This is a genomic window from Acidovorax sp. MR-S7 (assembly GCF_000400995.2).
In the GTDB taxonomy this organism is placed as follows: domain Bacteria; phylum Pseudomonadota; class Gammaproteobacteria; order Burkholderiales; family Burkholderiaceae_C; genus MR-S7.
Genome location: NZ_DF238915.1, coordinates 18,949 through 38,074 on the forward strand (window position 1 = coordinate 18,949; position 19,126 = coordinate 38,074).

14 protein-coding genes are annotated in these 19,126 nt (G+C 71.1%); 8 read left to right on the top strand and 6 right to left on the bottom strand.

From position 1 onward, the window contains the following. The first annotated feature begins 68 nt into the window (after positions 1-68). Positions 69-2,078 (top strand): ATP-binding protein, encoded by a 2,010-nt coding sequence (locus tag AVS7_RS09535; RefSeq protein ID WP_020228225.1) that lies wholly within the window; start codon positions 69-71, stop codon positions 2,076-2,078. A gap of 137 nt (positions 2,079-2,215) precedes the next feature. Continuing rightward, complete coding sequence (locus tag AVS7_RS09540; RefSeq protein WP_020228226.1) at positions 2,216-2,848, top strand: response regulator transcription factor; 633 nt, start codon at positions 2,216-2,218, stop codon at positions 2,846-2,848. 75 nt (positions 2,849-2,923) lie between these two features. On the opposite strand, the gene AVS7_RS09545 is transcribed toward AVS7_RS09540, so the two are convergent. Further along, a complete protein-coding gene (locus AVS7_RS09545; protein ID WP_020228227.1) occupies positions 2,924-3,571 on the bottom strand; it encodes an OmpA family protein in 648 nt (215 codons plus the stop codon). A 110-nt stretch (positions 3,572-3,681) separates the two neighbouring features. After that, a complete protein-coding gene (locus AVS7_RS24870) occupies positions 3,682-3,819 on the bottom strand; it encodes a hypothetical protein (RefSeq protein WP_020228228.1) in 138 nt (45 codons plus the stop codon). On the opposite strand from AVS7_RS24870, the gene AVS7_RS09550 reads away from it, so the two are divergent. Both AVS7_RS09550 and AVS7_RS09555 read left to right on the top strand, forming a co-directional pair. Then, positions 3,767-4,978 (top strand): murein transglycosylase A, encoded by a 1,212-nt coding sequence (locus tag AVS7_RS09550; protein ID WP_234449992.1) that lies wholly within the window; start codon positions 3,767-3,769, stop codon positions 4,976-4,978. The two genes, AVS7_RS24870 and AVS7_RS09550, sit on opposite strands and share 53 nt — an antisense overlap. Before the next feature lie 57 nt (positions 4,979-5,035). Beyond that, positions 5,036-6,922, top strand: a complete 1,887-nt coding sequence (locus AVS7_RS09555) for a DUF2868 domain-containing protein (protein ID WP_024001258.1) — start codon at positions 5,036-5,038, stop codon at positions 6,920-6,922. A 1-nt stretch (position 6,923) separates the two neighbouring features. On the opposite strand, the gene AVS7_RS09560 is transcribed toward AVS7_RS09555, so the two are convergent. Then, positions 6,924-8,801: a sigma-54-dependent Fis family transcriptional regulator gene (locus AVS7_RS09560; protein WP_034690504.1), complete on the bottom strand. Its 1,878-nt coding sequence runs from the start codon at positions 8,799-8,801 to the stop codon at positions 6,924-6,926. 203 nt (positions 8,802-9,004) lie between these two features. Here AVS7_RS09560 and AVS7_RS09565 point away from each other — a divergent pair, with 203 nt between their 5' ends. Genes AVS7_RS09565 through AVS7_RS09575 form a run of 3 tightly spaced genes read left to right on the top strand, consistent with a single transcriptional unit; the run spans position 9,005 to position 11,462 of the window. Further along, complete coding sequence (locus AVS7_RS09565) at positions 9,005-10,531, top strand: aldehyde dehydrogenase family protein (protein ID WP_020228232.1); 1,527 nt, start codon at positions 9,005-9,007, stop codon at positions 10,529-10,531. Between the two features lie 53 nt (positions 10,532-10,584). Continuing rightward, on the top strand, positions 10,585-10,956 hold the full coding sequence (locus AVS7_RS24875; RefSeq protein ID WP_234449993.1) for a pyridoxamine 5'-phosphate oxidase family protein: 372 nt from the start codon (positions 10,585-10,587) through the stop codon (positions 10,954-10,956). Beyond that, a complete protein-coding gene (locus tag AVS7_RS09575) occupies positions 10,944-11,462 on the top strand; it encodes a hypothetical protein (RefSeq protein ID WP_020228234.1) in 519 nt (172 codons plus the stop codon). Before AVS7_RS24875 ends, AVS7_RS09575 begins: the two co-directional genes overlap by 13 nt. Before the next feature lie 90 nt (positions 11,463-11,552). On the opposite strand, the gene AVS7_RS09580 is transcribed toward AVS7_RS09575, so the two are convergent. Next, positions 11,553-13,259: an MFS transporter gene (locus tag AVS7_RS09580; protein WP_020228235.1), complete on the bottom strand. Its 1,707-nt coding sequence runs from the start codon at positions 13,257-13,259 to the stop codon at positions 11,553-11,555. Between the two features lie 138 nt (positions 13,260-13,397). Beyond that, positions 13,398-13,895 carry an Lrp/AsnC family transcriptional regulator gene (locus AVS7_RS09585; RefSeq protein ID WP_020228236.1) on the bottom strand — a complete coding sequence of 166 codons (498 nt, stop codon included), beginning with the start codon at positions 13,893-13,895 and terminating at the stop codon, positions 13,398-13,400. A 175-nt stretch (positions 13,896-14,070) separates the two neighbouring features. On the opposite strand from AVS7_RS09585, the gene AVS7_RS09590 reads away from it, so the two are divergent. After that, the gene (locus tag AVS7_RS09590; RefSeq protein ID WP_020228237.1) at positions 14,071-17,697 is read left to right on the top strand and encodes an indolepyruvate ferredoxin oxidoreductase family protein; all 3,627 of its coding nucleotides are present in this window, start codon (positions 14,071-14,073) and stop codon (positions 17,695-17,697) included. On the opposite strand, the gene AVS7_RS09595 is transcribed toward AVS7_RS09590, so the two are convergent. After that, entirely contained in the window at positions 17,685-18,812 is a 1,128-nt protein-coding gene (locus AVS7_RS09595) for a mechanosensitive ion channel family protein (protein ID WP_020228238.1), read from the bottom strand. The genes AVS7_RS09590 and AVS7_RS09595 overlap by 13 nt on opposite strands. Positions 18,813-19,126 lie beyond the last annotated feature (314 nt).

Here is a 19,126-nt window from a genome sequence, read left to right on the forward strand (position 1 = left end):
CTTGCGCTTGTCCAGAAAGCGCTAGGGCCTGATTTGACTTAAAGATGGTGGTGCAACAGGAACCCCGCATGCCGCGCCGCTGGCGCCGCTGGGTGGGCGCATGGCGCCGCTGGTCGCTGTGGATGCTGCTCGTCGCGCTGGTGGTCAGCATGCTGGTCACGCTGGTGTGGCTGGCGGGTCGCTACGAGGCCAGCCAGGTGCAGACCCGGCTGGAGCGCGACACGCAGGACGCCGTGGCCGACATCCGCAAGGCTTTCGCGCAGAACATCCAGAGCCTGCAGGCCTTGCAGGCGCACAACCCGGACCTGGCCTCGTGGGAGTCGCGCGCGGCCGAGCTGCTGAGCGCGCGCCGCGAGCTGGCGCGCATCGAGTGGCGCGACACGCAGCTGCGCGTGCGCGCGCATTCCGAGACGCCCTACCGCCCGCTGCACTGGGACCCGGCCGCGCGCAGCGGCACGCATTCCGAGATCGCGCTGGCCTGCTCCAACGCGCGCCGCATCAGCGGGCCCTCGTATTCGAGCAGCTACTTCCAGCCCATGCCCGACGGCATGGGCGGCGAGATGCTGGAGGTCTGCCTGCCGCTGATCGACGAGGGCCGGCTGCAGGGCTTCCTCGTCGCCACCTACGCGCTGCAGACCGTGCTGGTGGACCTGGTGGCGCCCGGCCTGCAGCGCACGCAGGAGGTGTCGTTCACCGAGGCCGACGGCACGCGGCTGGCGCTGGTGGGCGCCATGCGGCGCGGCTCGCGCATGTTCACGGCGCAGCAGCTGTTCGACCTGCCCGGCACCACGCTGATCCTGCGCATGGACAGCTGGCACACCGCGCCCAGCGTGTTCCCCAACGTGCTCACGGCGCTGGTGACGGCCATGTCGATCGCGCTGGTGTCGGTGCTGGTGGTGCTGGTGCGCGACAACCGGCGGCGGCTGAGCGCCGAGCGCGACCTGGGCGACGCGCTGGCCTTCCGCAAGGCGATGGAGGACTCGCTGGTCACGGGCCTGCGCGCGCGCGACTTGCACGGGCGCATCACCTACGTGAACCCCGCGTTCTGCGACATGGTGGGCTTTTCGGCCGCCGAACTGGTGGGCCAGATTTCGCCGCTGCCGTACTGGCCGCCCGAGCACGCGCAGGAATACGGCGAGCGCCAGGTGGTGCGCATGTCCGGCGGGCTGCACCCGCCGCGCGAGGGCTATGAATCGACCTTCATGCGCAAGGACGGCACGCGCTTCCCGGTGATGATCTACGAGGCGCCGCTCATCAACGCGCACGGCCTGCACACCGGCTGGATGGGCTCGTTCCTCGACGTGAGCGAGCAGCGGCGCGTGGAGGAGCTCTCGCGCACCTCGCAGGAGCGCCTGCAGGCCACGGCGCGCCTGGCCACGGTGGGCGAGATGGCGTCCCTGCTGAGCCACGAGCTGAACCAGCCGCTGGCCGCCATCTCCAGCTACGCCAACGGTTCGCTGAACCTGCTCGAATCGCCGGGCGGGGCGCCCGATCCGCACGACCTGGACGACGTGCGCGTGGCCGTGCAGCGCATCGCCCAGCAGGCCGAGCGCGCGGGCCGCGTGATCAAGAGCGTGCACGACTTCGTGCGCCGGCGCGACCAGTCGCGCGAGAGCGTGGCCGCGCAGGACCTGTTCGACGCGGTGCTGCCCATCATCCGCCTGCAGGCGCGCAAGCTGGACGTGCGCGTGGCGCTGGACATCGAGGAGGACCTGCCCCCCGCGCTGTGCGACCGCACCATGGTCGAGCAGGTGCTGCTCAACCTCGCGCGCAACGCCATGCAGGCCATGGACGATCCGCAGATCCACCCGCGCATCCTCGATTTGCGCGTGCGCCGCGCGGCCTCCAACGTCGCCCGCAGCTGGCTCGAATTCTCCGTGGCCGACATGGGCGTGGGCATCAGCGAGGACGTGGCCGCCCGCCTGTTCACGCCGTTCTACACCACGCGCGCCGAGGGCATGGGCCTGGGCCTGAGCCTGTGCCGCACGGTGGTGGAGCAGCACGGGGGCTTCATGGAACACGCGCCCCGCGCCCCCCGTGGTACGGTATTCACCTTTACCTTGCCCGCTACCCCCTGAGCGGCTGCGCCGCTTCCCCCTGGAAGGGGGACGCCACCCGTGCGGCGGGGCGGCCCTTGCACGGTGGCCCTCGCCTGAAGTAGCCCGCCGCATAGGCGGCCGACCGTGTTGAGCGCACATTGATGAACTGAACCGATATGGAACCCGCATCCCACGCCACCGTGTACATTGTGGACGACGACGCCGAGGTGCGCGAGGCGCTGGCCTGGCTGCTGCGCTCGCGCCGCGTGCTCAGCGAGGCGTTCTCCAGCGCCGAGGCCTTCGAGCTCATGCTGCTGGAGCGCCCCCGCCAGCGCCAGCCCGCCTGCCTGCTGCTGGACGTGCGCATGCCCGGCATGAGCGGTCTGGCGCTGTTCGACAAGATGGTCGAGCGGGGCGACACCGCCGCCATCCCCGTGATCTTCCTCACCGGCCATGCCGACGTGCCCACGGCGGTGGCCACCGTCAAGCGCGGCGCGTTCGACTTCTGCGAGAAGCCCTTTTCCGACAACCAGCTCGTGGACCGCGTCCAGGCGGCGCTGGAGCTGTCGGCCCAGCACCTGGAGGCCAGCCGCGCGCAGCACGAGCTGCAGGACCGCCTGGCCGAACTCACCGACCGCGAGCGCGACGTGATGCGCCTCGTCGTCGAGGGCCTGCCCAACAAGCTCATCGCCGACCAGCTCGACATCAGCGTGCGCACGGTGGAGGTGCACCGCGCGCGCGTGTTCGACAAGATGCAGGTCAAGTCCGCCGTGGAGCTGGCCAACCTGCTGCGCACGGCCCCGCAATAGACCTGGAATGAAAATAGCTGCCAGCGCCCGTCTGGCAAGCGCTGGCAGCTATCGTTCTTGAGGCGAGGAGGGAAGTCAGCCCTGCGTGCGCTCGCCCACGTAGATCTCCACGCGGCGGTTGCGTGCGCGGCCGTCGTTGGTGTCGTTGGTGGCGATGGGCTCGCGCGAGCCGCGGCCTTCCACGTGGATGCGCGCGCCGCTCACGCCCTGGCTGGTGAGGTAGTTGCGCGTGCTGGTGGCGCGGTCCATCGACAGCGGGTTGTTGATCGCGTCGCTGCCCGTGGAGTCGGTGTGGCCCACGATGCGCACCTCGGCGTTCGGGTTGTTGCGCAGCCCGTCGGCGAAGCGGTCCAGGATGGGGCGGAAGTTGGACTGGATGTCCGAGCGGCCGGTGGCGAACGAGATGTCGCTGGGAATGTCCAGCTTGAGCTGGTTGTCCGCCGTTTGCGACACGGAAACGCCCGTGCCCTGGGTGGCGGCCTGCATCTCCTGCTTCTGCTTTTCCATGCGCTGCGACCAGATGTAGGAGCCCAGGGCCCCCACGCCCGCGCCGATCACGGCGCCCGTGCCCGCGTGGCCGCCCGCGATGGCACCCACGGCCGCGCCGCCCAGGGCGCCCACGCCGGCGCCGGTGGCGGTGCGGCGTTGCGTGTCCGACATGTTGGCGCAGCCGGTGGCCAGCATGACCACGGCTACCGTGCCGATGAGAAGAGGTTTGCGCATAGAGGGCTCCTTGTGTCCAGTGAAGGAAATGATGGGCACAGCGTAGCGACCGCCGGCAGCCTCTGTCTGTAGGACGCCGTGCCAGCCGCAAGCGGGCCGGCAAACAAATGTCAATCCTTCTTGCCGGCCTTGTCCTCGGGCTCGGACGGTGGCAGCTCGCCGCGCTGGCGGCCCGAGAACATGGTCCACCAGACGATGGCCACCAGCACCAGCAGCGCCAGCAGCGCTTCAAGCAAAATCAGCCCCATGAATTCGCCCTCCCTGCGCCTGCCGCGCCTGCTTGCAACGGCGCTGATTGTAGGAATCCTGGCAGCCTGCTCCACCCGCCCGCCGGCCCCCGCGCCCGCTCCCGCGGCGCCCCCCACGCCCGTTGCCCAGCCGCCGCTGGCCGGGCCCACGGCCGTGCCGGGCACGCTCGCGCAGTCCAAGAGCCGCTGGGTGCCCGTGGCCTGGAGCGAGCTGCCCGGCGTGGAGGAGGACGCGCTGCACGAGGCCTGGAACGCCTGGCTGCGCAACTGCGAGCGCCCCGCGCCCGCGTTCGCGCCGCTGTGCGGCGAGGTGCGCCAGCTCTCCATCGCCACCCCCGAGGAGCAGCGCGGCTGGATGGAGCGGCGCCTGCAGCCCTACCGCATCGAAACGCCGGAGGGCAGCGCCGAGGGCCTGCTCACCGGCTACTTCGAGCCCTACCTGGAGGCCGCGCGCCAGCCCGGCAACGGCTTCGACGTGCCGCTCTACCGCCCGCCCGCCGACCTGGGCACACGCAAGCCCTGGTACACGCGCCAGCAGATCGAGACCTCGCGCGAGGTGCAGGCCGCCCTGGCCGGCCGCGCCATCGCCTGGGTGCGCGACCCGGTGGAGGCCATGGTGCTGCACATCCAGGGCTCGGGCCGCCTGCGCGTGCAGGAGGCCGACGGCTCAGTGCGCCTGGTGCGCGTGGCCTTCGCGGGCACCAACGACCAGCCCTACAAGAGCGTGGGCCGGTGGCTGCTGGACCAGGGCCTGGTGCGCGACGCCACCTGGCCCGGCATCAACGCCTGGGCGCGCGCCAACCCGCAGCGGGTGAACGAGATGCTCTGGTCCAACCCGCGCTACGTCTTCTTCCGCGAGGAGCCGCTCGACGCGCTGGACGCCGCCTTCGGCCCGCGCGGCGCGCAGGGCGTGCCGCTCACGCCCGGCCGCTCCATCGCGGTGGACCGCCAGAGCATCCCTTACGGCACGCCGGTGTGGCTGGCCTCCAGCGGCCCCACGGCGCAGCTCGCGCGGCTGGTCATGGCGCAGGACACGGGCAGCGCCATCGTCGGCGCGGTGCGCGCGGACTATTTCGCCGGCTGGGGTGCCGAGGCGGGCGAGCTGGCCGGCCGGCTCAAGCAGAACCTGCGCCTGTGGGCGCTGTGGCCAAAGCAATAGCCAAAATGGCCTCCAGTGCTTATGCACCAAGCGCCAGCAGCTATGAATGAAGGAGCATTGCCCTCTCTGCCGGTGACCGAATCCGAGCTGCGCACCGTGCTGCTCGCGCAGTCCATTGAACAGGCGGGCGCGGTCAGCCCGCCCGAGCTGGATGAAGCCCTGCGCCAGGCCGTCGCCGCGGCCCGCCAGCGCGGCGTGGCGCGCGTGGAGGTGGGTGACGTGGTGCAGGCGCGCGCCCAGGCCCTCGTGGAGCGCGCCGGCACGCGCGACGCCGCCATCGCCGCCCTGGCCCGGCCCAGCGCGCGCCTGCGCTGGCTGGCCCGCGCCTTGCCCATCGGCGCGCTGCTGCTGGGGCTGGCGGCCGACCGCATCGCCAACGCCCACCGCGTGGACCTGCTCTCGCCCCCGCTGTTGCTGGTGCTGGCCTGGAACCTGGCGATGTACGCGCTGCTGGCGTGGCGCGCCTGGCGCAAGCCGGCGGCGGTGCCGGAGCTGCCCCAGGCGCTGCGCCGCTGGGCGCGGCCCGCCCGGCGCGGCCTGGCGGCGCGCGTGGCGGCGGACTTTTACAGCCGCTGGTTCGCCGCCACCGCTGCGCCGTTCGCGCAGCGCCTGGCGCGCGTGCTGCACCTGTGCGCGGCGGCCTGGGGCGCGGGCATCGCGCTGTCGCTGCTGCTGCGCGGCCTGGTCGTGCGCTACCAGTTCGGCTGGGAAAGCACCTTCCTCGACGCCGCGCAGGTGCACGCCATCGCGGCCGTGCTGTTCTGGCCGCTCACCGCGCTGTTCGGCCTGGCGCCGTTCACGCTGGAGGAGATCGCGGCCACGCAGAACTTCGCAGGGCAGGGCGCGGCCGGCAGCCGCTGGGTGTGGATGTACGCTGGCCTGCTGCTGCTCGTCGTCGTGCTGCCGCGCCTGGCCCTGGCCGCCTGGGCGCGCTGGCGCGAGGCGCGGCTGGCGCGCGGCCTGCGCCTCGACCTGCGGGACTTCGACGCGCTGCGCGCCGCCCTGCCCGGCGACGTGGTGCTGGGCGTGCTCGGCGCCAGCCCTGCGCAGGCCGAGGCGCTGCGCGCCGTCGTCGCGGCGCATGCCGACCAGGGCACGCAGGACCAGCTGCGCTTCACCGACGCGCAGGGCGAGCCGGTGGACGCGGTCATCGCCCTGTCTGGCGCGCCCGTGCCCGCCGCCTGGCAGGGCGCTCCGCTGGCCGCGCTGCCCTGGGCCGCGTGGGGCGAAAGCTGGGTGCTGGAGCCCGTGCTGTTCGAGCGCGCCACCGCCCTGCTGCCCCAGCGCAGCGCCGCGCTGGAGCGGCTGCGCCAGGCCTGGGAGGCACGCAATGAGGAGCGGTTCGAGCAATCGCTGCAGGCCCTGGCTCGGCATCTGCGCGCCGCCGTCCTGGACCCGGCCGGCTACGCCCGGCACCTGCACACGCTGGACGCCGCGCTGTGCACGCTGCACGGCCAGCCCCCGGCGGCGCCCGAGGTGCCCGCTGCCCTGCCCGCCCCGCGCGGCGACGGCACGGCGGCGCTGGCCGTCGGCACCTCGGCAGGCGCCGCCGCCGGGGCCGCTGCGGGCGCCAAGGCGGGCGCACTGATCGACGTGGGCCTGGGCGGCCTGACCCTGGGCGCGGGCACGGCGTTGGGGGCGCTGCTGGGCGGCACCACGGCCTGGGCCGTGCGCACGCTGCAGAAGAAGAGCGCGGCGGGCGACGTTCAGCGCCATGCGGTCGAGGCGGCCTGCACCCACTACCTGGTGATCGCGCACCAGGCCCGCGTGCCGCCCGAGGACGCCCCGCGCCTGGCCGCGCGCTGGCGCGCCGAGGTCACGGGCACGGTGGCCGCCCATTGGGATGCGCTGGAGGCCGCGCTGCGGCCCGGCGCGCCGCCCGAGGCGCTGGCGCCGCTGCTGCGCACGGTGCTGCTGGGCGTGCTGCGGCGCAGCTTCGCCTGACTCAGCCTTCGGAACGGAGATGGCGGTAGATGGTTTGCCGGCTGATGCCCAGCCGCCGCGCGGCCGCGCTCACGTTGCCGCCGGTGTCCCGCAGGGCCGCGTGCAGCGCGTGGCGTGACAGCTCCTTGAGCATGCCGGCGGCCTGGGGCGGCTGCGCGGGCTCCTGCAGCGCCAGACGCAGGTCGTCGGCCAGGTGCTGCCAGCCGATGCAGGTCTCGTGCGGCTCGCGCAGCGCGCAGGCGGTGTGCAGCGCGCTGGTGAGCTGGCGCAGGTTGCCCGGCCAGGCGTAGCGCTGGAAGGCGGCGAGCAGGTCGGGGGCGATAGGGCACGGGGTGCCCGCCGCCTCGTGCACGATGGCGGCGGCCAGGGCCGCGAAGTCGGTGCGCTCGCGCAGGGGCGGCAGGTGCACGCTGAACCCGTTGATGCGGTAGTACAGGTCGCCGCGGAAGCTGCCGTCCGCCACGGCCTGCGCCAAAGGGCGGTGGGTGGCGCTCATCAGCGCGAAGTCCACCGCCACGGGGGCGCCGCCCAGCGGCACGACCTTGCGCTCCTGCAGCACGCGCAGCAGGCGGGTCTGCAGCAGCAGCGGCATGTGGCCGATCTCGTCAAGGAACAGCGTGCCGCCCTCGGCCTCGCGGATGCGGCCCGGGCTGCCGCCGCGCTGCGCGCCGGTGTAGGCGCCGGGCGCGTAGCCGAACAGCTCGGCCTCGATCAGCGATTCGGGGATGGCCGCGCAGTTGATGGCCACGAAGGGCTTGCTCTGGCGCGGCCCGCTGTCGTGGCAGGCGCGGGCGAAGACCTCCTTGCCCACGCCCGATTCGCCAAGGACCAGCAGGGGGATTGGCTTGTCCAGGATGCGGCGCACCTTCTGCGTGGCGGCGTGCCACTGCGCATCGCCGGTGTCGCGCTCGGCCAGCGCGTCCCGGGCGGGCGGGGGGGCCGCGCGCGAAGGTGCGCAGGCCACTACCGTGGCGGCGGGCGCCTGCACGCGCATGTGCAGGCGCCGCCCGTCGGGCAGCTCCAGCGCCTGCGGCGCCTGTCCGGCCAGGGACAGCAGGCGCGAGAGACGCTGCTGCAGGCGGCCCTCGAGCCGCAGCGCGGAGAAGTCGGCGGGCGCGAGATTCAACAGCCGCATGCCCTCGGGGTTGGCGCCCACCAGCACGCCGCCCAGTGTCAGCACCACGATGCCCTCGGCCGGCGTGTCCAGCCCCTCGGCCTGTGCGTGCAGGTGCAGGCGCAGGTGCTGCGGATAGCGCGCCTTGAGCCAGTTGTTCTCGATCATGCGCGCCGCGCCGTGCACCAGGCCCATCGCATGGCGCTGCGAGGCGTAGCGGTCGCCCGAGATGTCGATGGCTCCGGCCACCTCGCCCTGGGCGGTGAAGATGGGCGTGGCCGAGCAGTGCAGGAAGCCGTTCTGCTCCAGGAAGTGCTCGGCGCCGCGCACCTGCAGCGCGGCGCGCTCGGCCACGGCGGTGCCGATGGCGTTGGTGCCGCGCTCGCGCTCGTCCCAGGACGCGCCGCAGCGCAGCGCCACGCGCTGGGCCTTGTCGAGGAAGGCGTCGTCGCCCAGGGTGTGCAGCAGGGTGCTGTGCGCGTCGGCCAGCACCAGCATGCAGTGGCTGCCCTGGATCTGGCCGTAGAGGTAGTCCATGACCGGCCGCGCATAGGCCAGCAGTTGTTCGTTGCGCTGCAGCACGCGGTGGAAGGCGGGGCCTTCGATCGGCTCGGGCGCGGGGCCGCGCGAGAGTGGCTGCAGGCCCGCGTGCAGGCTGCGCTGCCACGAGCGCGTGAGCCGCTCGCCCAGGGCGCCGGAGGCCACGGTGCCGCATTCCAGCAGTTGGCGGCGGGCCTGTTGCAAGGGATCGAAAGCTCCACGCATGCTTGTCTCCTGGCCTCTGGCGGGCACTGCGGGAAATTATAGGAAGGGGGCCTGTCGCAGATTGCAACACCGCCTTGTCACAGCATGAAGCACCGTGGTGACAGTGCGCGCGGGCCATGGGTGTGCCAGTGCACTGGCACGGCATTTGCGGTGGAGCCGTTGGCTGGCACGGTGCCAGGCCGCAACGACACGGAGACAAAACCATGGACATGTTCGAACTCAAGCGCTTCAACCTCGACATCGCCTACCCCTACAAGCAGCAGTACGACAACTTCATCGGCGGCAAGTGGGTCGCGCCGCTGGCGGGCCGGTATTTCGACAACGTCTCGCCCATCACCGGCAAGCCGTTCTGCCGCGTGGCGCAGTCGGGCGCCGAAGACGTGAACCTGGCGCTGGACGCCGCCCACGCCGCGCAGGACAAGTGGGCCAAGACGCCGGTGGCCGAGCGCTCCAATATCCTGCTGCGCATCGCCGACCGCATGGAGCAGAACCTGGAGCTGCTGGCGATCGCCGAGACCATCGACAACGGCAAGCCGCTGCGCGAGACCATGGCGGCCGACATCCCGCTGGCCATCGACCATTTCCGCTATTTCGCGGGCTGCATCCGCGCGCAGGAAGGCGGCATCTCCGAGATCGACGAGCACACCGTGGCCTACCACTTCCACGAGCCCATCGGCGTGGTGGGCCAGATCATCCCGTGGAACTTCCCGCTGCTGATGGCCGCGTGGAAGCTGCCGCCCGCGCTGGCCGCCGGCTGCTGCGTGGTGCTCAAGCCCGCCGAGCAGACGCCTGCCTCGATCATGGTGCTCATGGAGCTGATCGGCGACCTGCTGCCGGCAGGCGTCATCAACGTGGTCAACGGCTACGGCAAGGAGGCGGGCGAGGCCCTGGCCACCAGCCCGCGCATCACGAAGATCGCCTTCACCGGCTCCACCGCCGTGGGCCAGCGCATCCTGCGCGCGGCGGCCGACAGCCTGATCCCCTCCACCATTGAGCTGGGCGGCAAGAGCCCCAACATCTTCTTCGCCGACGTGATGGACGCGGACGACGACTTCCTGGACAAGGCCATGGAGGGCTTCTCCATGTTCGCGCTCAACCAGGGCGAGGTCTGCACCTGCCCCTCGCGCATGCTGATCCAGGAGTCGGTCTACGAGCGCTTCATCGAGCGTGCCGTCAAGCGCGTGCAGGCCATGAAGCAGGGCCACCCGCTGGACAAGAGCACCATGATCGGCGCGCAGGTCTCGCAGCAGCAGATGGAGCGCATCCTGGGCTATATCAGCCTGGGCCAGGAGGAAGGCGCGCAGTGCCTGACCGGCGGCGAGCGCAACCGCCCCGGCCAGGAGATGGACGACGGCTTCTTCGTCAAGCCCACGCTGCTGTTCGGCAACAACCAGATGCGCGTGTTCCAGGAAGAAATCTTCGGCCCCGTGGCCTCGGTGACCACCTTCAAGACCGTGGAGGAGGCCATCGCCATCGCCAACGACACCATGTACGGCCTGGGCGCGGGCGTGTGGACGCGCAACGGCACGCAGGCCTACCAGATGGGCCGCGCCATCAAGGCCGGGCGCGTGTGGACCAACTGCTACCACCTCTACCCCGCGCACGCGGCGTTCGGCGGCTACAAGAAGTCCGGCATCGGGCGCGAGAACCACAAGATGGCCCTGTCCAACTACCAGCAGACCAAGAACCTGCTGGTGAGCTACAGCCCCAAGGCGATGGGGTTCTTCTGACAGGCGCTGCCGGCTCAGGCGCGGCCGGGCGCCTGGGCGCCCTCCAGCCCTGGCTGGAGGCGCGGGCGTTCTTCCTCGTCGGCTCGGCCAGCGCGGCGGGCGAATGCGACTGCTCGTACCGTGGCCAGGGCGACGGGCCGCTGCTGCGCGTGCAGGGGGCCGAGGTGGTCTTCCCCGACTACCCCGGCAACAACCTGTTCAACACGCTGGGCAACCTGATCGAATGCGATGCCATCGCGCTGCTGTTCGTGGACTTCGACGCGCGCCGCAGCGTGCTGCTGCAGGGGCGCGCGCGCATCGGCGGGGCGCTGCCCGATTGGCCCGGCGCGCCGCGCAGCGTGGCCGTGTGCGTGGAGCTAGTGAGCGAGCGGGATGAGCCCGGGCTGCCGCGCCTCGTGTGGAAGGAGCCGCCATGCGCATCGTGAACGGCACCGAGGCCGTGTTCCACGCGGGCGAGCGCGAGGCGCACCGCCGCTTCGGCGTGGAAGAGCTCGCGCGCGAGATGCAGGGCACCATCGCCCCGCAGCTGAGCGCGGGCCAGGCGCGCTTCATGGACGCGCAGGCGTTCTGCTTCATCACCGTGCGCGAGCCCTCGGGCGCGCTCTGGTCGCAGGTACTGCCGCGCGTGGAGACGCCGCAGGGCACCTACCCGCTGCTGGCCTTCGGCGACGCGCGGACCTTCCACTTCCTGGCCGACACGGAGCGCGACGCGCGGCTGCTGGCCGGCGCGGGCGGGGCGGCGGGCCTCGTCTTCGTGGACTTCGCGCGCGGCGCGCGCCTGCGCGTCAACGGCGATCTGGACGTGGTGGACGACGCGGTGCTGCCGGGCTTTCGCAGCCCGCTAGGCCACCGGCTCATGCAGCTGCGCGTGGCCCAGGCCTATGCCAACTGCCCGGCGCGCATCGTGCGCATGGCGCTACCGAAAGAATAGCTGGTTGCGCTTGCTGCCAGCCATTTCCATAAGAAAATAGGCTGAAAATGGCTGGTGGCAAGCGCAACCAGCTCCCTTTTCAGGAGCGCCTCATTCGCCTTCCACCACGTAGCGCGACACTACCGGCGGTGCGTCGCCCACGTGGAAGGCGAACTTGCGGTCGCGCAGCGCCACGTCCGAGGTGGTGACGCGGTCGAAGCGGCGCAGGTGCTCGGTCCACGACTCGTCCACGATGCGCTCCACGTAGCGGCGCGGATCGGCGATGTCGTGCTGCAGCTCCCAGCTCAGGGCGCCCTGGCGGATGCGTGCGCGGCGGCTCTCCTGCATCACGGCGCGGAACTCGGCCGCGCGTGCGGGGTTGATGAAGTACTCGATGCTGGTCACCAGCCGCAGGCCTGCCTGGGGCGTCGTGTCGGCCTGGGGCATCTTGAAGGCGCGCGAGGGGCTCAGGTCCTCGTCGCCGTGGCGGTCGCGCACCAGGCGCTGCACCACCGCCATCACCGCCACGCCGGTGACCGAGGCCACGGCCAGGCTCATGTGCACGCTGGTCAGCGCCGCCACCTGGCCCCACAGCGCAGCGCCCGCGGCCGTGGCGCCCATGATGCACATCTGGTAGATCGACATGCCCCGTGCGCGCACCCAGTTGGGCAGCGCGAGCTGGGCCGAGACGGTGAGCGAGTTGGCCGTGGTGATCCACGCCGCGCCGGCCAGCACCATGGCGGGTACGGCCACGTAGACCGTGGGCGCGAAGGCCACCAGCGCCGTGCCCACCGCCTGCGCCAGCGTGCCGCGCGCCACCAGCGCGTCCATGGCCATCATCTGGCGCAGGCGCGGCAGGAACATGGCCGCGCCGATCGCGCCCGCGCCCATGCTGGCCAGCAGCAGCGTGAAGGTGCCCGCGCCGCCGCCCTCCAGGTCGCGCGCCACCAGCGGCAGCAGCGCCAGCAGGGCCGTGGCGTGCAGGAAGAAGATGGAGATGCGCCAGAGCACGGCGCGCATGCGCGGCGACTCGCGCACGAACTGCAGGCCTACGCGCATGGCGCTGGTCAGGCGCTCGCGCCCCAGCGGGTTGGGCGTGGGCGTGCGCCGCCAGCGCATGATGGTGAAGCCCGCGATGAGCGAGAGCACGGCGTTGAGCACGAACACCCAGGCGCTGCCCGCGCCGGCGATGATGGCGCCGGCCACCAGCGGCCCGATGATGCGCGAGGCGTTCATCGCCACGCCGTTGAGCGCCAGCGCCGCCGGCAGCTGGTGGCGTCCCACCAGCTCGGGCACGATGGCCGCGAACACCGGCCAGCGCATCGCCAGGCCGATGCCGTTGGCGAAGGTGAGCGCCAGCAGCATGTAGGCGTTGAGCCCGCCCCAGAGGATGGCCGCGCACAGCACCACGGCCACGGCGGCCACCCAGAACTGCGTGGCCATGAAGTAGCGCCGCCGGTCCAGGATGTCGGCCAGCGCCCCGCTGGGCAGGCCCAGCAGGAACACGGGCAGCGTGGAGGCCGTCTGCACCAGCGCCACCAGCGCGGGCGAGCTGGTCAGCGTGGTCATCAGCCAGGCCGTGGCCACGTCGTTCATCCACATGCAGGTGTTGGCCGCGAGCCAGGTGAGCCAGAGCATGCGGAAGGCGGGGACGGAGAGCGGCGCGAAGGGCGAGGAGGGCGCGCGCTGCGCGGCGCTGTGCTCCAGGCCGGCGGAGGCGGCGGCTTCGGCGGCATCCGCGCTGGCGGATGCGCGGGCGGCTTCGGGGGACGGCTGCGCTGGCGCGGGACCGCTGTCGGGGGTGGGCTGTGGCGGCATGTGGCTGCGATTGTGGCGGGGATGCCGGGCGCCCGCCACCGCGGGCCGGGCCGCCCCCTGGCAGCCCTCGGATATCGCAGGAAAAAGCTGCCCGGCGCCCAGGGGGCAAGCGCGGGCAGCTATGGAAACCGCAGCGCGCTAGCCGCGCCCGCTGGCACGCGCAGGCGTCAGGTGCGCCAGCGGCAGCGCGCCGCCGGCCTTGACCTCGCCCAGCGAGAAGCTGGTGTGCATGTCCTTCACGTTGGGCAGGTTCAGCAGCACGTTGCGTGCGAACTGCGAGAAGCTGTCCAGGTCGGGCGCCACCACCTGCAGCTCGAAGGTGCCGGTGCCGCTGATGTAGTGGCAGGAGACGACCTCGGGGATCTTGGCGATGGCCTGCTCCATGGCGCGCGTCAGGTCGCCGGTGCTGCGCTCGGCGTCCAGCCGCACGAAGGCCAGTACGCCCAGTCCGATCTTGTGGCGATTGATTTCGGCGTGGTAGCCGAGGATGAAGCCGGCTTCCTCCAGCGCGCGCACGCGGCGCCAGCATGGCGCGGCCGACAGGCCCACGCGCTGCGCCAGCTCGGCGTTGGTCAGGCGGGCCTCGGCCTGCAGCTCGCGGAGGATGGCGAGGTCGTAACGGTCAAGATTTTCCATTTGTGCATTCTTTTGGGAAAGGATCTTTCTTACATCAGGGTTAACTCGGCAAAAAAAGCAAACACTTATCCGAATCGGGCACATACACTGCACTCTTTACAAGCGGTGCCCACCGGCGCCGCGAAGATGCCGCGCCCAAGAGGCTGCGGACCTGCACCCCACGGAGACAAAAACCATGAACGCCCCGCTGCCCGATCACGTTCGCCGCGCGCTCGAAACCGTCACGCTCGACGACAAATACACCCTGGGCGCGGGCCGCGCCTTCATGAGCGGCGTGCAGGCCCTGGTGCGCCTGCCCATGCTGCAGCGCCAGCGCGACGCGGCCGCGGGGCTGAACACGGCGGGTTTCATCAGCGGCTACCGGGGCTCGCCGCTGGGCGGCTACGACCAGTCGCTGTGGAGCGCGCGCAAGCACCTGGCGGCGCAGAACATCGTCTTCCAGCCCGGCGTGAACGAGGAGCTGGCCGCCACGGCGGTGTGGGGCACGCAGCAGCTCGACATCTACCCCGAGTCGAAGAAGTACGACGGCGTCTTCGGCATCTGGTACGGCAAGGGGCCGGGCGTGGACCGCTGCTCGGACGTGTTCAAGCACGCCAACATGGCGGGCACGGCCCGGCACGGCGGCGTGATCGCCGTGGCGGGCGACGACCACATCAGCAAGAGCAGCACGGCCGCGCACCAGAGCGACCACATTTTCAAGGCTTGCGGCCTGCCGGTGTTCTTCCCGAGCAGCGTGCAGGACATCCTGGACATGGGCCTGCACGCGTTCGCCATGAGCCGCTTCTCGGGCCTGTGGTCGGGGCTCAAGACCATCCAGGAGGTGGTGGAATCGTCCGCCAGCATCTCGGTAGACCCCGACCGCGTGAACATCGTCCTGCCCGAGGACTTCGTGATGCCTCCGGGCGGGCTGCACATCCGCTGGCCCGACGCGCCGCTGGAGCAGGAGGCGCGCCTGATGGACTACAAGTGGTACGCCGCCCTGGCATACGTACGTGCCAACAAGCTCAACTACAACGTGATCCAGGGCCCGCACGACCGCTTCGGCATCATCGCCAGCGGCAAGGCGTACAACGACACGCGCCAGGCGCTGGTGGACCTGGGCCTGGACGACGAGACCTGCCGCCAGCTCGGCATCCGCGTGCACAAGGTCAACGTGGTCTGGCCGCTGGAGGCCACCATCACGCGCGACTTTGCGCAAGGGCTGCAGGAAATCCTGGTGGTGGAGGAAAAGCGCCAGGTCATCGAATACCAGATCAAGGAAGAGCTCTACAACTGGCGCCCCGACGTGCGCCCCAACGTGCTGGGCAAGTTCGACGAGATCGAGGGCGACAACACCGGCGGCGAGTGGAGCATGCCCAACCCCAGCCAGAACTGGCTGCTGCGCCCCAAGGCCGACCTGACGCCGGCCATCATCGCCAAGGCCATCGCCAAGCGCCTCAAGAAGCTGGGCGTGCCTGCCGACATCGTGGCGCGCATGGACGAGCGCATTTCGGTCGTCGAGGCGCGCGAGCGCGGCCTGGCCGCCACGACCATCGACACGGGCGAGCGCATGCCCTGGTTCTGCAGCGGCTGCCCGCACAACACCAGCACGCGCGTGCCCGAAGGGTCGCGCGCCGTGGCCGGCATCGGCTGCCACTACATGGCCAACTGGATGCCCGACCGCAAGACCAGCACCTTCACGCAGATGGGCGGCGAGGGCGTGACCTGGGTGGGCCAGGCGCCGTTCACCAAGGACAAGCACGTGTTCGCCAACCTGGGCGACGGCACCTACTTCCACAGCGGCCTGCTGGCCATCCGCCAGAGCATCGCCTCGGGCGCCAACATCACCTACAAGATCCTCTACAACGACGCCGTGGCGATGACCGGCGGCCAGCAGGTGGGCGAGCGGCCCGAGGGCCACTCGGTCGCGCAGATCGCGCACAGCCTGCGCGCCGAGGGCGTGGCCAAGCTCGTGGTGGTGACCGACGACCCGGCCAAGTACCAGGGCCGCACGCACGCCGTGGGTGCGGCGCGCGCCGGCCACCCCGAACTGCTCAACGACCTGCCGCCCGGCATCGAGGTCTTCCACCGCGACGAGCTGGACCGCATCCAGCGCGAATTCCGCGAGATCGCCGGCTGCACGGCCATCATCTACGACCAGACCTGCGCGACCGAGAAGCGCCGCCGCAGGAAGCGCGGCACGCTCGCCACGCCCGCCAAGACCGTGGTCATCAACGAGCTGGTCTGCGAGGGCTGCGGCGACTGCTCGGTGCAGTCCAACTGCCTGTCCGTGGAGCCCGTGGAGACGGAGTTCGGCCGCAAGCGCCGCATCAACCAGAGCACCTGCAACAAGGACTATTCCTGCGTGAAGGGCTTCTGCCCGAGCTTCGTCACCATCGAGGGCGGCCAGCTCAAGAAGCCCAGGAAGGAGATGAAGGGCGACCTTGCCGCGCTGCCACCCATTCCCGAGCCGGTGCTGCCCGTGGCCGAGGAGGCCTGGGGCATCGTCGTGGCCGGCGTGGGCGGCACGGGGGTCATCACCATCGGCTCGCTGCTCGGCATGGCCGCGCACCTCGAAGGCAAGGGCGTGGTCACGCAGGACGCGGCCGGCCTCGCGCAAAAGGGCGGTTCCACCTGGAGCCACGTGCAGATCGCCAACCGGCCCGAGGCCATCCACACCACCAAGGTGGACACGGCCAAGGCCGACCTGGTGATCGGCTGCGACCCCATCGTCGCCGCCAACAAGGCCACGCTGGCCGCCATGCAGCCGGGGCGCACCTTCGTGGCGCTCAACGTGCACGGCACGCCCGCGGCCGCCTTCGTGCACAACCCCAACTGGCAGTTCCCCGCCGACGGCTGCGAGGCCGCCATCGCCCAGGCCGTGGGCCGTGAGCTGCTGGGCGTGTTCGACGCCGAGCAGGCCGCCTCCCAGCTGCTGGGCGACAGCATCTATACCAACCCGCTGATCCTGGGCTACGCATGGCAGAAAGGGCGCGTGCCCCTGTCGCACGCCGCGCTCATGCGCGCCATGGAGCTCAACGGCGTGCAGGTGGAGAACAACCAGGCCGCCTTTGAATGGGGCCGCCGCTGCGCGCACGACCTGGCCGCGGTGCAGGCGCTGTACGGGGCCGCCCAAGGCCAGGCGGCACAGGTGATCCAGTTCGTCAAGAAGCCCGGCCTGGCCGAGATGGTGGCCAAGCGCGTGGAGTTCCTCACCGGCTACCAGAACGCCGCCTATGCCGCCGAGTACCGGGCCTTCGTGGACAAGGTGCAGGCGGCCGAAACGCCGCTGGGCCAGGGCATGCGGCTGACCGAGGCCGTGGCGCGCTACCTGTTCAAGCTCATGGCCTACAAGGACGAGTACGAGGTGGCGCGCCTGCACACCGATCCGGCCTTCACCCAGCGCCTCGAAGGCATGTTCGAGGGCGACTGGCGCATCGTGCACCACCTGGCGCCGCCCACGTTCGCCAAGCACGACGGCGAGGGGCATCTCGTCAAGAAGAGCTACGGCCCCTGGATGCGCCGCGCCATGGGCATGCTTGCCAAGCTCAAAGGCCTGCGCGGCACCGCGCTCGACCCCTTCGGCCGCACCGAGGAGCGCAAGACCGAGCGCGCGCTGATCCAGGAATACCGCGCAAGCATCGACGAACTGCTGGCGGGCCTCTCAGCCGACCGGCTGGCGCTGGCCGTGGAGGTCGCGCGCATCCCCGAGGAAATCCGCGGCTACGGCCACGTGAAGGAGCGCCACCTGCAGGCCGCCCGCAAGAAGTGGTTTGCGCTGATGGACCGCTGGCGCGCCCCCGCCACCCGTCAGGCGGCCTGAGGGCTGACGCCCGCCGGGGCGTCCTCGTCTGGTGCGCCGGGCGGGCCGGCCACCAGCACGCGGTTCACCGGCACCGCCAGGCGCACGCCCAGCGCCTGCAACTGGCGCAAGAGCGCGAGGTTGATGCGCTGCTGCAGGTCCATGTAGAGGTTGTAGCCTGGGTCCTGCACGATGTAGACCACTTCGTAGTCGAGCGAGCTCGCCCCGAAGCCCTTGAAGTGCGCGCGGTCGAAGCGCAGCTGCGGCTCGGCCTCGATGATGGCGCGCACGGCCTGGGCCACGGCCTCGGCTTGCTCGGGCGTGGCGTCCTGCGCGATCCCGAAGGTGAAGACGATGCGCCGCTCGCGCATGTAGCGGTAGTTGTTGATGGTCTGCTTGAGCAGGTCGGTGTTGCTCATCACCACCTGCTCGCCGCTCAGCGCGCGGATGCGCGTGGTCTTCACGCCCACCTGCTGCACCGAGCCGGCGATGTTGCCCACGACGATGAAGTCGCCCACCTCGAAGGGCTTGTCCACCGCGATCGCCATGGAGGCGAACAGGTCGCCCAGCACGTTCTGCACCGCCAGCGCCACCGCGATGCCGCCCACGCCCAGGCTGGCGATGAACGCGGTGATGTTCACCCCCAGGTTGGAGAGGATGGCCAGCAGCACCGTGGCCCACAGCACCGTGCGCAGTCCCCAGGACATGAGCGTGGCCGAAGCGCTGATCTGCCCTGCGCCCGCCGCCCCGTGGTGCTGCCGGTAGCGCTCCACGGCGATGGCCGTGGCCCGCGTGCCCCACAGGCCGATCTGCACCGCCACCGCCAGGAACCAGAGCTGGCCCACGCGGTCGTGCCAGCGCCCGGGCAGGTCCAGCATGCCTGCGCCCACGAGCAGCGCTGCGAGGAGGATGAGCAGGTGGCTGGTGCCCGCCAGCACCTGGGCAAGCAGGCTGCCGGGGCCGCCGGGCCTGCGGGTGTCGGCATGCCGGCGGGTGCGGGCGATGGCCCAGCGCAGCAGCAGCGTCAGCACGATGTAGGTGCCCGCGGCCGCGGCGAGGGCCACCAGCACGCCTGCGGCGGGCATGCCCCAGAACGTCTCGGCGCGAAGCCAGGCGGATGCCGATGCGAAATCCATGGGGAAGGGCTCCTTTCTCGGAAAGCGGTGTCGGGAGGAGGGAGAAGGCAGGGCGAGGCGGGGCGCCCTTGCGGCGGATCCGGTGTCCCATCCTAGGAGTGCCTGCACGGGGCGGGCGTAGGCCCAGGCCGATGATGTCCGTGCGCGCCGGGACCATTAACCGGCCATGGCAGGGGGCTTTTTTGCTATTGTTTGAGTAGCTTTTTGCGCTTGCGTAGTAAGCGCTGCGGGGCTTTTTTGTTGGCTCTGTCACAAATCTGTGTTGATGACCGGCACTCCGATGGCGTCGAGCAAGAGCTGGCGCGGCTTTGCGG